This is a genomic window from Sneathiella sedimenti (genome assembly GCF_017313765.1).
GTDB lineage: Bacteria > Pseudomonadota > Alphaproteobacteria > Sneathiellales > Sneathiellaceae > Sneathiella > Sneathiella sedimenti.
Map to the genome: position 1 here is coordinate 23,165 of NZ_JAFLNC010000002.1, position 16,844 is coordinate 40,008.

At 53.5% G+C, this 16,844-nt stretch carries 15 protein-coding genes and 1 other RNA gene; 15 read left to right on the top strand and 1 reads right to left on the bottom strand.

Annotated features, from left to right (window positions below; all coding sequences use genetic code 11):
• Positions 1–29: 29 nt before the first annotated feature.
• Positions 30–917 (bottom strand): LysR substrate-binding domain-containing protein, encoded by an 888-nt coding sequence (locus J0X12_RS05260; RefSeq protein WP_207042993.1) that lies wholly within the window; start codon positions 915–917, stop codon positions 30–32.
• Between the two features lie 133 nt (positions 918–1,050).
• Between J0X12_RS05260 and J0X12_RS05265 the strand changes: the two genes are divergently transcribed.
• The 15 genes from J0X12_RS05265 (at position 1,051) to rnpB (ending at position 16,837) form a co-directional block, all read left to right on the top strand.
• On the top strand, positions 1,051–2,838 hold the full coding sequence (locus J0X12_RS05265) for an acyl-CoA dehydrogenase family protein (protein WP_207042994.1): 1,788 nt from the start codon (positions 1,051–1,053) through the stop codon (positions 2,836–2,838).
• A gap of 40 nt (positions 2,839–2,878) precedes the next feature.
• A complete protein-coding gene (locus tag J0X12_RS05270) occupies positions 2,879–4,666 on the top strand; it encodes an acyl-CoA dehydrogenase family protein (protein WP_207043002.1) in 1,788 nt (595 codons plus the stop codon).
• A 278-nt stretch (positions 4,667–4,944) separates the two neighbouring features.
• On the top strand, positions 4,945–5,745 hold the full coding sequence (locus tag J0X12_RS05275) for a helix-turn-helix domain-containing protein (protein WP_207043004.1): 801 nt from the start codon (positions 4,945–4,947) through the stop codon (positions 5,743–5,745).
• A 372-nt stretch (positions 5,746–6,117) separates the two neighbouring features.
• A complete protein-coding gene (gene ccoN / locus J0X12_RS05280; RefSeq protein ID WP_237688021.1) occupies positions 6,118–7,746 on the top strand; it encodes a cytochrome-c oxidase, cbb3-type subunit I in 1,629 nt (542 codons plus the stop codon).
• A 5-nt stretch (positions 7,747–7,751) separates the two neighbouring features.
• Positions 7,752–8,477, top strand: a complete 726-nt coding sequence (ccoO, locus tag J0X12_RS05285; RefSeq protein WP_207043008.1) for a cytochrome-c oxidase, cbb3-type subunit II — start codon at positions 7,752–7,754, stop codon at positions 8,475–8,477.
• Positions 8,478–8,487: 10 nt separating this feature from the next.
• Positions 8,488–8,637 carry a cbb3-type cytochrome oxidase subunit 3 gene (locus J0X12_RS05290; RefSeq protein WP_207043010.1) on the top strand — a complete coding sequence of 50 codons (150 nt, stop codon included), beginning with the start codon at positions 8,488–8,490 and terminating at the stop codon, positions 8,635–8,637.
• 1 nt (position 8,638) lies between these two features.
• Positions 8,639–9,508 (top strand): cytochrome-c oxidase, cbb3-type subunit III, encoded by an 870-nt coding sequence (gene ccoP, locus J0X12_RS05295; RefSeq protein WP_207043012.1) that lies wholly within the window; start codon positions 8,639–8,641, stop codon positions 9,506–9,508.
• A 33-nt stretch (positions 9,509–9,541) separates the two neighbouring features.
• Complete coding sequence (gene ccoG, locus J0X12_RS05300) at positions 9,542–11,002, top strand: cytochrome c oxidase accessory protein CcoG (protein ID WP_207043015.1); 1,461 nt, start codon at positions 9,542–9,544, stop codon at positions 11,000–11,002.
• Positions 10,999–11,496 carry a FixH family protein gene (locus J0X12_RS05305; RefSeq protein ID WP_207043017.1) on the top strand — a complete coding sequence of 166 codons (498 nt, stop codon included), beginning with the start codon at positions 10,999–11,001 and terminating at the stop codon, positions 11,494–11,496. The genes ccoG and J0X12_RS05305 overlap by 4 nt, the downstream gene beginning before the upstream one ends.
• Positions 11,484–13,805: a heavy metal translocating P-type ATPase gene (locus J0X12_RS05310; protein WP_207043018.1), complete on the top strand. Its 2,322-nt coding sequence runs from the start codon at positions 11,484–11,486 to the stop codon at positions 13,803–13,805. Before J0X12_RS05305 ends, J0X12_RS05310 begins: the two co-directional genes overlap by 13 nt.
• Positions 13,802–13,960, top strand: a complete 159-nt coding sequence (ccoS, locus tag J0X12_RS05315) for a cbb3-type cytochrome oxidase assembly protein CcoS (RefSeq protein WP_207043020.1) — start codon at positions 13,802–13,804, stop codon at positions 13,958–13,960. Before J0X12_RS05310 ends, ccoS begins: the two co-directional genes overlap by 4 nt.
• Before the next feature lie 95 nt (positions 13,961–14,055).
• Positions 14,056–14,793 carry a TerB family tellurite resistance protein gene (locus J0X12_RS17335; protein WP_237688022.1) on the top strand — a complete coding sequence of 246 codons (738 nt, stop codon included), beginning with the start codon at positions 14,056–14,058 and terminating at the stop codon, positions 14,791–14,793.
• 14 nt (positions 14,794–14,807) lie between these two features.
• The gene (locus J0X12_RS05325) at positions 14,808–15,689 is read left to right on the top strand and encodes a DMT family transporter (protein ID WP_207043021.1); all 882 of its coding nucleotides are present in this window, start codon (positions 14,808–14,810) and stop codon (positions 15,687–15,689) included.
• Positions 15,673–16,431 carry an N-acetylmuramoyl-L-alanine amidase gene (locus J0X12_RS05330; protein ID WP_207043022.1) on the top strand — a complete coding sequence of 253 codons (759 nt, stop codon included), beginning with the start codon at positions 15,673–15,675 and terminating at the stop codon, positions 16,429–16,431. Before J0X12_RS05325 ends, J0X12_RS05330 begins: the two co-directional genes overlap by 17 nt.
• Before the next feature lie 27 nt (positions 16,432–16,458).
• Positions 16,459–16,837: RNase P RNA component class A (rnpB, locus tag J0X12_RS05335), an RNA gene on the top strand.
• Positions 16,838–16,844: the final 7 nt, after the last annotated feature.

The following is a 16,844-nucleotide window of genomic DNA, read 5'->3' on the forward strand; positions in this document are numbered from 1 at the left end:
GCAAAGACGCGGAAACTTCATCCTTGAATTTATACCGGTTGTCCCGCTGCCTCAAGCATCCATTCACGCACGGCGGCGAGCTTGGGGCGCGTCGCTTTGCGCGCGGATGACACAAGATGGAAGGAATGGTTGGATCGGCGTTTGACATCGAAGAGTTTTACTAGCCGGCCCGCCGCGATTGATTCCTGCACCAGTGCATCGATGCCTATGGCAATGCCAAGGCCATTTTCCGCCGCATGGAGCGCCATGTTCGCGCTTTCAAAATGCAGGCCTTTGCTGGAATTGATATCGTTGAATCCTGCCTCCGCGAGCCAGCGCGGCCAGTCAGTGGGGCGCGGGCTTTCATGGACAAAAACCGCATCGTGCAAATCGTCCGGCTGCGTGAATTTTTTGGCCATTTCCGGGCTGCAGACTGGATAGGTGATCACTTCGAGCAGTTTGTCGATCCGCATGCCGGTAAGGCTGATTCCATCGGGTAGGACCTGGATGGAGAGGTCAAAGTCATCTCGCTCAAAATCCGCCGGATTAAGGGACGTGATGAGTTGCACGTCAATATCCGGGTGGTGTTCATACAGATCTGCCCATCGTGGAATTAGCCAGCGCAACGCAAAAGTTGGGTAGGCACAAATGGAGACGGCGTTGCGTCGTGTTTCACTTCGTAAGCGCGCAGAAGCCGCCGCGATCTTCTCGAGCGGGAGGGTTATCTCCGCAAGATACTGCCGACCGACAGCGGTCAGTTCAATACGTTTGTGATGGCGATGAAAGAGCGTTTTTCCCAAATACTGCTCCAGTGCCTGGATTTGACGGCTGACAGCCCCCGGTGTCACACCCAGCTCTTCTGCTGCTTGATTGAAGCTCAAATAGCGGCAGGCGGCGTCAAAGGCCCTAAGTCCAGCTGTAGAGGGAATATGAAGCATAAATAATAAAATCCTGAGTGAGTTTTTTTCAATTATATTATGCTGAATTATCGATTGTCCATAGTCATCGTCTTGCTCATTATAAAAACCGAAATTTGAACTGGTAATGGCCTATAAAAAAAGCGGGAACGATATGACTTTTCTACATAAAAAGCAGGAATTCAAACCACAGGAACTCTCTGATTATATCGCGCCGGATTGCCATGGCCTTAACTTTTTCGAGGTTGATAGCAACCTGCGCGATTTGTTGCATGTCTATATGCCGGATGATTTGCGCCAGCATATGGAGCCGCATTATAACCGTCTGGGTGAAATTTCAGGTAACCAGCTTGATGACTGGTCGCGCGAAGCGGACAAACATGTCCCCGTCCTCCATGCCCGTGACGCCCGCGGCAGGAATGAAGACTGGATCGAGTTTCATCCTTCCTACCGCAAGATGGAAGACGTCGCCTTTAAGGAGTTTGGCTTTCACCGCATGTCCCATTGCAAAGGCGTGCTCGGCTGGCAGGAAAAAGTTCCGCCCATCGGGAAGTATGTTTTCCAGTATATTTTTGGCCAGTCTGAGTTCGGCCAACTCTGCCCGATCTCGGCAACCGACACGTCGGCCATGCTGATTGAGCGCTATGCGGATGATGCCACCAAGGAAAAGCTTCTGGATCGGATGTACAGCCAGGATATGGACAAGATCCTCAAGGGCACGCAGTTCATGACCGAGAAGACGGGCGGATCGGACGTCTCGCAAATTTCGTTGCAGGCGCGCCATGAAGACGGTGAGTGGAAACTTTATGGCGAAAAGTGGTTCTGTTCCGCCGCGGACGGAGATGTTGCTCTTCTGCTGGCCCGGCCTGAAGGTGCACCGGAAGGGAACAGCGGTCTTGCGCTCTTTGCCATGCCGCGTCGCCGTGAAGACGGCAGTCGCAATCCTTACCGCATTGTCCGACTGAAGGATAAGCTTGGCACCAAATCCATGGCATCTGGTGAAATAATCTTTGAAGGAGCGACGGCCTATCCGCTCGGTGAAGTTGGGGCGCACCCGAATCAAGGCCTCAAGATGATGATGGATCAGGTGAACTTCTCCCGTTTGTCGCATGGCGTGCGCGGGGCGGCGATGATGCGCCGCTGCCTGAACGAGGCATTGACTGTTGCCAACTACCGCAAGGCGTTCGGAGAAACCATCATTGATAAGCCGCTTTTGCGCCGGCAATTGATGAAACTGATGGTCCCGACGGAGCAGGCGCTGTCCATGTTTATGTATGTCGCCGTCAACCTCGAGCAGGGGGAAAAGGGGGACGAGGCTGCCGCGAAGAGGACCCGCATCCTGACGCCGCTCCTGAAGTACCGGACTGCACGGGACAATATTCGTGTTGCGACCGGCGCCATGGAAGTGCGGGGTGGCAATGGCTATATCGAGGATTGGGTCAATGCCCGCCTAGTCCGGGATGCCCATTTGGGTGTGCTGTGGGAAGGAACCTCCAATATCAACTCCCTCGATGTAACGACGAGGGCTGTCGCCCGGGTCGGTGCGCATGAGGATCTTGGCGAGGATCTTACCCGGCAAATTGATTCAAATACTGCGATGCCGGGTCAGTTCGCCGGTCAGCTTAAAGGGCTGGTCGATCAGTCCGTGAAGTTTGCGAAGGAAGTCGCCCGGCAGGGGAAGGAAACCCACGCCCGCAAGGCCGCAAGTGCGCTATATCATGTTACAACCGCAACCTTGATGGCGAATGAGGGGGCGGAGCTTGGCGCGGCCGGAAAAGATGCCCGGCGACTGCTTCTCTCTCGTATGGTAATTGATCACAAGCTTGGCGCGGCCAATCCGCTTTCGATTGAAGCTGATGCCTTTGATACGGCGGCGACGGACGCACTCCTGAATGACGCACCGGTCAGCCTTGAGGAGGCAAGCCGTATCCTCACTTTGTAAGGGGACAGTGACTGTTGGAACATGAAGATAGGTCTATAATATGAATATGGAAGTCAAAATCAAAAATCGGGAAGAACGGGAACTTGAAGACTGGGTGGCGGCGGACTGCCATGGCCTTAACTTCTTCGAGATAGACAAGAGCCTTCAGGACCTGCTGACGATCTATCTTCCCGATGATCTGAGGGAACATATGACGCCGGTCTATCGGCAGCTTGGTGAAGTGGCAGGTAACCGTCTCGATGAGCTGGCGCGGATTTGCGAGACGCATATGCCGGTCCTTCATCCCCGTGATGCTCGCGGTCGCAACCGGGACTGGATTGAATACCATCCTGCCTTCCGCGAAATGGAGAAAATAGGTTACGGCGATTTCGGAATACATTGCATGTCGCGAAAACCTGGTGTCCACGGCTGGCAGGAGAAGGTCCCGCCGATGGCGAAATACGTGTTCCAGTATCTTTTCACACAGTCTGAGTTCGGCCTGATGTGCCCGATTTCCCTGACGGATACGTCGTCCATGTTGCTGGAACGTTATGGCCCGGAAGTGGCCAAGGAAAAATTCCTTGAGCGGATGCGCAGCCAGGATATGGACAAACTTTTCCGCGGGGCACAGTTCATGACAGAGAAGATTGGCGGTTCGGAGGTTGCCAATCTCGCGGTTACGGCGCGCGAGGAAAATGGCGAATGGCGGCTTTATGGTGATAAATGGTTCTGTTCGAGCGCGGATGCAGAGGTCTGTCTTGTGCTGGCAAGACCGGAAGGGGCGCCAGAAGGAAATGCCGGTTTGGCGATTTTTGCTGTCCCTCGACAACTCGACGATGGTGCACGCAACAACTACCGAATCGTTCGCTTGAAAGACAAGATGGGTACGAAATCCATGGCCTCCGGCGAGATAATCTTTGACGGCGCGCTTGCCTATGCGTTCGGTGATGTTGGCGCGAAGCCCAATCCGGGCCTGCGCCAGATGATGGATCAGGTCAGCATGTCGCGCCTTTCTCATGGCGTGAGGGCCGCCGGCATGATGCGGCGTTGCCTGAATGAGGCAATGGTGACAGCCAGAACCCGGGATGTTTTTGGCGAGCCGATCATCAACAAGCCTCTCTTACGGCGACAATTGCTGAAATTGATGGTGCCGACAGAGCAGGTGCTGTCAATGGTGATGCATGTTTCCTCTGTTCTTCATAAGGCGGAGAATGGCGATGAGGGAGCCAAGCGCCTCAACCGGATTCTGACACCGCTCGTTAAGTTCCGCGCCTGCCGGGACAACGTAACCGTTGCGACTGGCGCCCTCGAAATCCGGGGTGGAAATGGCTTTATTGAGGACTGGGTGAATTCCCGTCTTGTCCGTGATGCGCATACGGGCTTGTTGTGGGAGGGCACCTCGAATATCAACGCGCTGGATATAACGACCCGTGCGGTGGCCAAAGCTGGCGCTCATGAAGATCTGGCGGATGATTTGAAGGACCGGTTGCAAAGCGCAACTGGACTCCCTGGTCAGTTCGCTGGCGAACTCTCGGGTCTTGTTGACCGGGCTAAGAAGTTTGCCGAAGATATTGCGAAATCCGGAAATGAAACCCAGGCGCGGCAGGCGTCGGATGCGCTCTATCACGCAACGACGGCAACCCTACTTGCGACGGAAGGCGCGGCGCTTGGCAAGGCGGGCGGCGATGCCCGTCGGATGCTTCTCTCCAGGCTGGTGATGGATACACGATTGCGTCCTCATGATCCGCTCTGCAACGGAGGGAACCAATTTGAAATTGAGGCGGGAAATTACTTGCTTCAGGACGCATCGGTTCCAATTGATGTCGCCGCCGATCTACTGAGAGTTTAAGTCAACGAGAAATAAGTATAACAAAAAAATCTAATGTAAATTCGACAGATCTCCCCGACCGTGTCATTATGTCGCTGTCGGGGATTTTTTTGTTCAAAAGCTCGTAGAACTGCGAAAAAAAGACACATACACAATAAAATTTTACCGAATAAATGTGTAAAATTTGAACCTGCGTCATCTCACCACATGGAAGGACGTCTGATAAAATTAAAATATGTTCCTCAGACATCGGCTTTTGATTGGTTGGCAATCGAACTGGAGAGGAGATAATACGTGACATGTTGGGATCCTTGGATACGCGTATTTCGTCATTGGCTAAGTCGGAGGCGGAAGATGCCCGTCTTGAGCTGCCGGTAACGAATCCGGAGACAGAGCGTAAAAACATTACGAGGGCGCCTTGTGCAACCTGCAGCGCCCATAATGAGGCCATTTGCTCCGCTATTAATGATTGTGACATGGACGATTTCGCCCGGAATGTCAGGACCAGGTTGGTCAAGCCAGGCCAATCCGTCTATCGGGAGTTTGAAGAGGCAAAGTTTGTATTTAGTGTTGTCTCAGGGGAGATCCGGCTTGCGAACCTGTTGGATGATGGCCGCCGCCAGGTCACCGCTTTCAAGACCGCCGGTGAGGTAATTGGCGCGCAACAGAATGGATACTACCAGTCAGATGCAGAGGCCGTCTGCGACACGGTGGTGTGTCAGATTCCGGTAAAGGCCCTGGAAACATATCTGAAGAAAATGCCAGCCATGCAAACCGCCCTGACAGAAAAGGTTCTTGAAGAGCTTCAGGAGCTTCGCCATTTAGCCATTCTTTTAGGCCGCAAAACACCGGTTGAGAAAATTGCAACTTTTCTTATTGATCGGGCGGAAAAGAGCGGCAGTGAAACCGAGAATGAGATCAAAGTCAGCCTGACAATGGGCCGTAATGACATTGCTGATTTCCTGGGGTTGACGATTGAGACTGTCAGCCGGACGATCACGAAACTCAAGAAAATGGGTGTTCTGGAAGTGCCGTCGAACCATTCGATCCTGATCAAGGACAGGGTATGGCTGGAAAACCTGGCGGAAGGTGAAAAATAACTCTGGAGATGCGGGATTTGGTCAACGAGCCTGTTTCCCGCTTTTTTGGTCAGTTGATAGCACCGCATCTCTCTTAACCTGACAGAACAGATCAAAAGAGCTCATAACTGGCGCTCGATTCCCAAAAATCGCTATGGCTTTACCTGTTCGGGGCCTTTAAAACGACATTCCATAGCAGATTAGTTCTTCCAAAAAACAAGTCCATATACGCAAGGCGGAAAGTTCATTTCTGCTTTGATTTCAATCAATGCCGGAAAACCGTCTTCTTCTAGTTTGCGAGCTTAGGAGGAGTGTTGGTGATGTCCAGAGCGAAGAGATCTGTAAAGCGCTTCAAATACTCCTGTAACTAATCACAAGAGACGGAACTCGGGTATGAATCTGTTATGGCTCGCTTTTACAATCATGGGTGCCCTGCTGGGTATTGTGCTGTCTGCAAAGGCAGTCGACTCGTCAATGATGCTGCATGGCATGATATTCTCCATAGCCAGTGTGCTCAGCGCTTTTGCCCTGATAGCAAGGAATTACCGTAACATCCGCAGCCCCAGTCACACGGATACCAACGGCAGGGTTAGTTACAATACGGATATCATCAAGGCCGGGGTTATCGCCTCAGCATTCTGGGGGATTGTAGGATTTGCCGTTGGGTTGCTCATTGCGTTGCAGCTTGCGTTTCCAGCCCTGAACTTCGATCTTCCCTGGACAAATTTCGGTCGGCTTCGGCCACTTCACACGTCGGCGGTTATCTTTGCATTCGGCGGCAATATCCTGATCATGACGTCCTTTCATGTCGTGCAGCGAACCTGTCGCGCGCGGCTCGCCGGAGACATCGCGCCCTGGTTTGTCTTCTGGGGGTACCAGCTTTTCATCGTGCTGGCCGCGACTGGCTATGTGCTGGGTGTAACCCAATCCAAAGAATATGCGGAACCCGAGTGGTATGTCGATATCTGGCTGACACTGGTGTGGGTCGTCTATCTGCTGGTGTTCCTTGCGACAATCTGGAAGCGGCAGGAAAAACATATCTATGTCGCCAACTGGTTCTATCTAGCCTTCATCGTGACCATTGCGATGCTGCATATCGTGAATAATCTCTCCGTGCCGGTCAGTCTTGCCGGTGTGAAAAGCTATTCCCTGTTTGCTGGGGTGCAAAGCGCGCTGACCCAATGGTGGTATGGGCATAACGCGGTCGGGTTTTTCCTGACGGCGGGCTTCCTGGGAATAATGTATTACTTCATCCCAAAACGGGTGAACCGGCCGGTTTATTCCTATCGCCTGTCGATCATTCATTTCTGGTCGTTGATATTCCTCTATATCTGGGCGGGTCCGCATCACCTGCACTATACAGCCTTGCCTGACTGGGCGCAGACCCTCGGCATGACCTTCTCCATCATGCTCTGGATGCCGTCTTGGGGTGGGATGATCAATGGCCTGATGACCCTTTCCGGGGCTTGGGATAAACTCCGGACTGATCCGGTCGTCCGCTTCCTGGTGACTTCGGTTGCATTCTACGGGATGAGCACCTTTGAAGGACCGCTTATGTCGATCAAGGCGGTCAACGCGCTCAGCCATTATACGGACTGGACCATTGGCCATGTACATTCTGGCGCGCTTGGCTGGGTTGCTTACATAAGCTTTGGGGCGCTTTACTTCCTGACGCCTGTCGTGTGGAAGCGCAAATCGCTTTATTCGGATGCGCTCGTCAATCTGCATTTCTGGATTTCGACGGTGGGCATCCTGCTTTACATCACCGCAATGTGGGTCTCCGGCATTCTGCAGGGCTTGATGTGGCGCGCCTATGATGCCTTCGGATTTCTGGAATACTCCTTCAGCGAGACGGTCGAGGCGATGCATCCTTTCTATGTGATCAGAGCCCTTGGTGGTGCCCTCTTCCTCATTGGCGCTCTCATCATGGTCTACAACCTCTGGCGAACCGTCCGGGGCGATGTGCGTGAGAAAGAAGCAGGGGCACTTGTGCTGAATATGGAATTTGCAGGGGCGAGGTAAGGAACATGTTCAGTCACAAGAAAATTGAGAAAAACTCGATCCTGATGCTGGTTCTCGTCCTGATCGTGGTTTCCATCGGCGGGCTAATCGAAATTGCGCCGTTGTTCTATCTGGAAAGTACAATCGAGAAGGTAAAAGGAATGCGGCCCTATAGCCCGTTGGAGCTTGCCGGCCGGGATATCTATATCCGCGAGGGCTGCTACAACTGCCACAGCCAGATGATCCGTCCCCTCCGTGATGAGGCGGAACGCTATGGCCATTACTCTCTGGCAGCGGAAAGCATGTATGACCATCCATTTCAGTGGGGGTCCAAGCGGACAGGTCCTGACCTCGCCCGGGTGGGCGGGCGCTATTCAGATGAATGGCATGTCACTCATATGAATAACCCGCGTGACGTGGTGCCTGAATCTATTATGCCGGGATATCCCTTCCTTGGGAAAACGCCCCTGCATGTGCCGGATGTTGCTGGCAATCTCGAGACAAACAAGATTGTCGGGGTACCGTATACGGACGATATGATCACCAACGCGGAGCTGGATTTGGCAATACAGGTAAATCCGGATGCCGACGAGATTGATGCTTTTCTGGAGCGTTACCCCAAGGCACAGGTCAGGGATTTTGATGGTAATCCGAAGATGCTGTCGGAGCTGGATGCGTTGATTGCCTATCTCCAGATGATGGGAACCCTGGTGGACTTCACGTCATATGACGTGGATGCAAATAAACGGTAGGAGGGGACTAATGGATTATCATAGCGTTTCGACTTTCGCACAGAGTTACGGACTGCTTTACCTATTCGGCCTGTTTATTGCGGTGCTTGTTTATGCATTGTGGCCGCGAAACAAGGAAAAGTTTGACAAGGCAGCCCATATTCCGCTCGAGGACGACTAAGATGTCTGACAAGGTTGAAAAAGACGAAATTACTGGTACCGATACCACAGGACATGAATGGGACGGGATCAAGGAGCTGGATAATCCCATGCCGCGGTGGTGGCTTTGGACGATGTACGCCTCTATTGTCTGGGCGATCGGTTACTGGATCGTTATGCCCGCCTGGCCACTTGTTACCAGCTATACTTCCGGATTCATCGGGTACTCCTCTCGCGGATCGCTGGAACAGGAACTGGCGGAGGCGAGTCAGGCTCATGCAGCAGACCGGGCGACTCTTCTCACGATGGAATTCAGCGCCGTAAAGAATAATGATCAGGTCTATCAGTTCGCCATTCGCGGTGGAAAGTCGGCCTTTGCCGTGAATTGCTCGCAGTGTCATGGGTCCGGTGCGCAAGGGTCACCAGGCTTTCCGAACCTGAATGACGATGATTGGCTTTGGGGCGGGAACCTGGATGCGATCTACGAAACCATTAAATATGGAATTCGCTCAGATCATGACGATACGCGGATTGGTGATATGCCTGCCTTTCTCACCGACGAATTGCTCACAAAGGAGCAAATAAACGATGTCGCGGAGTATGTCCTTTCCCTGTCAGAGGAGCGAAAAGATATGGCTGCAGTTGATCGCGGGTTGGAAGTTTACATGGAAAACTGTGCGTCCTGTCATGGCGATAAGGCAAAAGGTAATCGCGATTTCGGGGCGCCGAACCTGACCGACGCGATTTGGTTTTACGGGAAAGACAAAGATATCATTCTCCGAACCATTTCCCGGGGCCGCGCCAACGTCATGCCTGCCTGGACCGGGCGGTTGGATGACACAACAATTCGCCAGCTTGCCCTGTATGTGCACTCCCTCGGGGGCGGAGAGTAATCCGTTTCACCTTTTTATTCTGGAGTAAGGGTTGTGGTTGACAGCTCCGTAGAAAATATTGACGTCCGTCCGGTTAACAAGAAGGAAAACCGGGCTCTCTTCGCCAAGCGTGAGAAAATCCAGCCTAAGAAGGCGCGTGGAAACTTCCGCCGCCTGAAATGGATCATCATGGGCATAACCCTGGCGATCTACTATATCACGCCCTGGATCCGCTGGGATCGCGGTGAGAGTGGGCCGGATCAGGCCGTACTTGTCGATTTCGCGCGAGAGCGGTTCTATTTCTTCTTTATCGAACTCTGGCCGCAAGAGGTCTACTATATTACCGGGTTGCTTATCCTGGCGGCAATTTCTCTATTCCTTGTGACGTCTCTATTCGGGCGGGCCTGGTGTGGGTATTCCTGCCCGCAAACGGTCTGGACGGATCTTTTCATATTTGTTGAGCGTATGGTGGAAGGGGACCGAAACGCCCGCCTTAGGCTGGACAAGGAACCGATGTCGATCTCGAAACTCAGCAAACGGGTGCTGAAGCATTCGATCTGGCTCGTAATCGGCGTGCTCACCGGCGGTGCCTGGGTATTCTATTTTGCCGATGCCCCGACGCTGCTGCGAGAGCTGCTAACGTTTGAAGCACCCGTCATAGCCTATTCCAGTGTTGCGGTCCTGACCGCTACGACCTATGTCTTCGGCGGTTTAATGCGGGAGCAGGTCTGCACTTACATGTGTCCCTGGCCCCGAATTCAGGGCGCAATGGTGGATGAGGACTCTCTGACTGTCACCTATCATGAGGCTCGCGGGGAACCGCGCGGACCGCATAAAAAAGGAGACCCCTGGACTGATCGGGGACATTGCATCGACTGTAACCAGTGTGTTGCGGTTTGTCCGATGGGGATTGATATCCGCGACGGCCAGCAGCTTGAATGTATTACCTGCGCCCTTTGCATTGATGCCTGCGATGACGTGATGGACAAGATCGACCTGCCGCGCGGGCTGATTAGCTATGATACGTATGCGGGACAGTTTGACAGCGATCCGGACCGCAAGCTCAATATACGCTTTATCCGTCCGCGGACGATTGCCTATGGGCTGATCCTTGCCCTTGTCGGGGCGGTGATGGTCTTTACGTTGTTCAACCGGTCGGTGCTCGACGTAAATGTCATCCGTGACCGTAACCCGTTGTTCGTGACTCTCTCTGATGGATCAATTCGCAATGGCTACACGGTGAAGATTCTGAACAAAATTCATGAAACTCGGCAATTTTTGATTGAGGTGAAGGGTGTGAAGGGTGCTCAGGCGTGGATCGAAAGCGGCCCGCCGCTCGGACTGCCGATACTGGTCACGGTGCCGGCTGACGCCCTATCCAGCTATAAGCTCTTTGTCTCTGCGCCGTCGGAAAGCCTGCAGGACAAGAGTTCTGATATCGATATCGTCGTCGCGGATTTCGAAAGCGGCGAGACGGATGTGCGGACAACAAGTTTCAAGGGGCCGGAAAGATGAGCGCGAGAATAAACGGAAAGCTGCTGACTGGTCGCCATGTGGCCCTGATGCTGGCCGCATTTTTCGGGCTGATGTTCACGGTCAACGGTATCTTTGTGTATTTCGCACTCGGAAGCTTTTCGGGGGTCAGCGAGAACGATGCCTATAAGCGCGGCCTCGCCTATAATGAGGAAATCGATCTCCGGTCGCGGCAGCTTGCACGCGGATGGCAGCCAACGCTTATATTTGAGCAGACAGGTGCCGCCCAAGGGAAGTTAATTTTCACTATTCTGGACGAGGACGGGCAAAAACTGGAAGATCTCGATATTGTTGCGACTATTCGTCGTCCGGTGATAGACGCCAAAGATCAGGGTCTATCTCTGGTTTATGACAATGGCTATTACGCGGCGGATGTCTTGCTTTCGGGCCCTGGGCAATGGGATGTCTCCATTCTGGTTTATGGAGGCGATTATAACGAGCCTTACCGGTTGGATAAGCGGATATGGCTAAAATAGCGCTTGAAACTCAGGGAAACTTGACCGCCGGACGTTCCTACGATCTGGGCGGAAATTGTTGTTCCGGCGGCGCCATGGCACTGGGCGATGCGATATCTCCCGCCGCCGATTTGGACGATTTTATCAATGCGGATCCAACGGCATTCGCTGAAACCGACCAGGATGGCAACGCGATTTTGCATACGCTCGTAGAGAACATGCATTGCGCCAATTGTATCAAAACGATCGAGCAGACGCTGCAATCCAATCCGTCGGTCCTTGAGGCGCGGGTCAATTTTTCAACCCGGCGGCTCTTCCTGCGCTGGCGGCCGGAAGGAGTGGATGTCAGTGACCTTGTAAAACCGGTAATTGCTCTCGGCTACCCTCTCACACCCTATAACTCCGCAATGATTAAATCGGCAATCGCGGAGGAAAATACGCATCTTCTCAGGGCGCTGGCGGTGGCCGGTTTCGCGGCGGCCAACGTGATGTTGTTGTCCGTTTCCGTATGGGCGGGGCTCTTTTCTGAAGACATGGGACCAGCAACCCGGGATTTTCTGCACTGGATTTCCGGGATGATCGCGCTGCCGGCTGTGGCCTATGCAGGTCAGCCCTTCTTCAGGTCCGCGATCGCAGCTCTTCGCGCCGGCCGTCTCAATATGGATGTACCCATATCGCTGGCCGTTATACTCGCCGCAGGCATGAGCCTTGCCGAGACCATTCAAAGCGGGGAGCATGTCTACTTCGATGCCTCAGTTACGCTTCTCTTTTTCCTGCTCATCGGGCGGTATCTTGATAATGCGGCGCGCAGCAAGGCGCGCTCTGCGGCAGAGAGATTGCTGCTTCTGAAGGCGGTAGCGGCGACGATTGTTCTCCCGGACGGGAAATTTAAAACAGTATCGGTTGAGGCCGTTACGCCCGGGACACATGTCAGGGTTATGGTGGGGGACAGGTTACCCGTCGACGGGGAGGTGGTTAAGGGGCGGTCGGATATCGACGTGAGTTTGATTACCGGGGAAAGCTTGCCGAGTTCGGTCGGCGCTGGTGATGATGTCTTTGCCGGTACACTGAACTTGAGCGCGCCGCTTGAGATCGTGGCAACCAAGACGGGCGACAATACGCTGCTTGGGGATATCGTCCGTCTAATGGAAGCGGCAGAGCAGGGACGGGCAAATTATGTGCGTCTTGCTGACCGAATTGCTGGATTTTATGCGCCTGCGGTCCATCTGCTGGCAGCCGGGACCTTTATTGGCTGGTGGATACTGGCCGGGAGCTGGCAAAATGCGCTGATGCAGGCCGTGGCCGTGCTCATTATCACCTGTCCCTGCGCGCTTGGTCTTGCCGTACCTGTCGTGCAGGTGGTCGCGAGCGGACGGCTCCTGATGAAAGGGATATTGGTTAAGGCGGCGGATGGTCTCGAGCGTCTCTCGGAAGTTGACACAATTGTTTTTGATAAGACTGGCACTCTGACGGAAGGCCGTCTTGATCTTGTTAATCGCGATGAGATATCCGTGAGGCATCTTGACCTTGCGGCTCGGATTGGGCGCAATAGCCGCCATCCGCTTGCCCGTGCGGTAGCGCGGGCCGGAAAGGGAGCAGGGGAATATCTGGAAGTTGAAGAATGGCCTGGAGAGGGGCTGCGTAGCCTGGTCAGCGGCAAGGAAGTGCGTCTTGGCAGTCGCTCCTTTTGCGGTGTGCGGGACGACGCATCCTCTGACATAATTCCGGGTCCGGAGTTGTGGTTAAGCATTGAAGGCGAGGACGCGATCCAGTTCCGTTTTCAGGATCGATTGCGCCCGGACGCCCTTGCCACAATCAAAAACCTGAAAGCGCGGGGTTTCAAGATCGATCTTCTCTCGGGGGATCGGGAAGCGGTGGTCAGAGATCTTGCCGAGAATCTTGGTATTGAGAATTGGTATGCCCAGAAAAAGCCCGAGGATAAGGTCGCACATCTCAAAACATTGGAGGCGGCGGGACGTAAAGTATTAATGGTCGGTGATGGATTGAACGATGCGCCGGCGCTGGCCTCAGCCTATGTGTCACTTTCTCCCGCGAGTGCGGCAGATATCAGCCAGACAGCCGCCGATTTCGTATTTCAGGGCAGGGATCTCTCGGCCGTAATCGAAACGATCCAGGTCGCCCGCGCATCAAGGCGCCTGATTTTCCAGAATTTCTCCCTTGCGTTTCTTTATAACGCCATAGCTGTTCCGCTCGCAGTCGCGGGCGTGGTAACACCGTTGATCGCAGCGGTGGCCATGTCCGCGTCCTCCCTTCTCGTTTGCCTGAATTCCCTCCGCCTCCGGTTGCATGGGAAAGGTTCCACAGGATGAATGTGCTTATCTATCTCATCCCGGTCGCATTGTTTCTGGGGGGAATTGGGCTTGCGGCATTCCTTTGGAGCCTGAAAAGCGGTCAATATGAAGATCTTGACGGTGCCGCAAATCGCATTCTTATTGATGAAGATGATGACGAGAAAATTTCCTGATATGCCGGATGCCGATGTTGTACAACACTGGCAGTTTTGAAACTCTCCTGATACTGTGGTTTCAAATAAACAAGATTCTGGTAGCGTAATTCATCATGGCGATTTGGGGAAAAATTCTGGGTGGAGCGGCCGGCCTTCTGATGGGGGGTCCTCTTGGCGCTCTTGTCGGCGGTCTTGCGGGGCACGCAGTCGATAAATATCGTGAAACAGCGTCGGGTGAAGACGAGATCGGGCACCATCAGGTCAAGCAGGTTGCGTTTACCATCGCGGTCATTGCTTTGGGCGCAAAAATGGCGAAGGCGGACGGCGTTGTCACGCGTGAAGAGGTCGATGTCTTCAAGCGCGTGTTTCGCATTCCGCCAAATGAGGAAAAGAATGTTGGGCGTGTCTTTAACATGGCCCGTCAGGATACGGCCGGATATGAAGAGTATGCGGCCCAGGTGGCGCGGATGTTTCGCGACACGCCTCAGTTGATGGAGGATCTTCTCCATGGTCTTTTTGCTATTGCCATGGCGGACGGCGTTTTGCATCCGGATGAGGATATCTATCTTCAGAATGTCGCGGCGATCTTCGGCTTTAACGAGGCGGCTTATGCCCGTATTCGCAGCTATCACGCGAAAGATGGTGAGCGTGATCCCTATCAAATTCTCGGCGTTTCTGCAGACATATCCGATGCAGAACTCAAGAAAGCCTATCGTCAACTCATTCGAGAAAATCATCCAGACAAGGTTATCGCTGACGGTCTGCCACAGGAATTTGTGGATGTTGCCAACGCCAAGCTTGCAAAAATTAACGCAGCATATGACCAGGTTGTAAAAATCCGCGGTCTTTAGTATCGGAACAAAAATTGAAGAATAAAGATCTTGTCCTGATGCTTCTGGTCAATTTTCTCTGGGCATCAAATTTCCTGTCGGCAAAGATCGGAATGGAAGTGTTTACCCCGCTTCTTTTCACAGCGCTGCGCTTTTCCCTAGTCATCATGGTGATGTTGCCCTTTGTCTCGCTCCCGCACGGCCATTGGCGAAAAATTCTTATAATTGGCTTGTTGATGGGTGTGCTGCACTTTTCCCTGATGTTTTGGGGGCTGTCTCTTTCGCCGGATATTTCCTCGGTTGCGATTATCAATCAGACCTTCGTGCCATTTTCCGCCTTGCTGGCGATGGTGTTCCTGAAAGAAAAGATCGGCTGGCGGCGCTGGGGCGCTATCATCATGGCGTTCGCTGGTGTGATGGTGATCGGATTCGATCCGGTAATATTCGCGAACTGGTTGTCGCCAACGCTTGTCATCATCGCGTCCTTTCTGGTCTCTCTCAATATGGTCATTGTCCGGACGATGCCGGGTGTCAGCGCCCGTAATCTTACCTTCTGGACCGCGGCCATCGGCACCTTACCGTTATACTTCTTCTCCTATTTGTTCGAAGACGGTCAGTGGGCCGCCGTGCAGACCGCCAGCTGGAAGGAATGGGCCGCCGTCGCGTTCTCCGCCATCGGGGCGACAGTCATCGGCCATGGTCTTGGCAATTACCTGATCAAACGTTATCCTGTCAGTACAATCGCGCCCTACTATCTACTGGTGCCGGTTTTTGCCATCGCGCTCGGTATTATTTTCTGGGGAGATGTAATGACGCTGGAACTGATGATTGGCGGGGCGATGGTGATGAGCGGGGTAACCATCATCACATTACGATCAGCAAAAAAACATCCAGCGAAGCATGTCAAAAGCGATTAGGAACATTATCTGGCGTCCGTCGCCGAATTTCGACGATCGCGCCGCAGGCACGCCGATTGACATGCTTGTCCTGCATTATACAGGAATGAAGACAGCGGAGGCTGCGATTGAGCGCCTGACGGACGAGACTGCTAAAGTTAGTGCGCATTATCTCGTTCAGGAGGACGGTCAGGTACTGGCGCTGGTGGCGGAGGAAAAGCGCGCCTGGCACGCCGGTGTTTCACGCTGGCGCGGCGCGGACAACATCAATGCCCGTTCGGTTGGAATTGAAATCGTCAATCCCGGTCATGAATTCGGTTATCGGCCTTTTCCGGACGTGCAAATGGAGGCGGTCACGGTGCTGGCAACTGATATTGTTGCGCGTCACGCCATCCCGGCATGGAATGTTGTAGGTCATTCTGATGTGGCGCCAAATCGCAAGGAAGATCCGGGCGAGCTGTTTGAGTGGCGGGAACTGGCGCGCAAGGGCGTTGGTCTTTGGTATCGGGAGAACAGACACGCATCTCTACATTACGCTTCGCTGTTGCCGGGCACAGGGGGAGAGAGCGTCATTGCGATACAGGAAGCTTTGAACGAGATCGGCTACGATGTCATGAAAAATGGGATTTATGACGATGCGTTGACAGCTGTTATTTGTGCTTTTCAGCGTCATTGGCGACCGTCAAGAGTGGATGGAAATGTCGATGCGGAGACACAGGCCGTCCTTTACGCGTTGCGTGATGAAGTTCGGCGCTTGACTTGAGCTTGGCTCATGCTTAGTTAAAACCGGACAGATGGCTGGATGATCGTCGCTAACCGGAAGGTTAGGGGAGGAAAGTCCGGGCTCCACGGAAATACGATGCCGGTTAATGGCCGGCGGGGGTGACCCCAGGGAAAGTGCCACAGAAAGTAAACCGCCCGGTTTCCGGGTAAGGGTGAAAGGGTGCGGTAAGAGCGCACCGCGCCGCTGGCAACAGTGGCGGCATGGTAAACCCCATCGGGAGCAAAACCAAATAGGGATGGTCGGCGCAAGGGCAACCTGTGTGCAAGCCGGTTTTCCGGGCTATCATCCGGGTTGGTTGCTTGAGATGTCTGGTAACAGGCATCCTAGATGAATGATCATCCCCTGGATTCAGGGACAGAACCCGGCTTACAGGCCATCTGCCTTATTTTCTA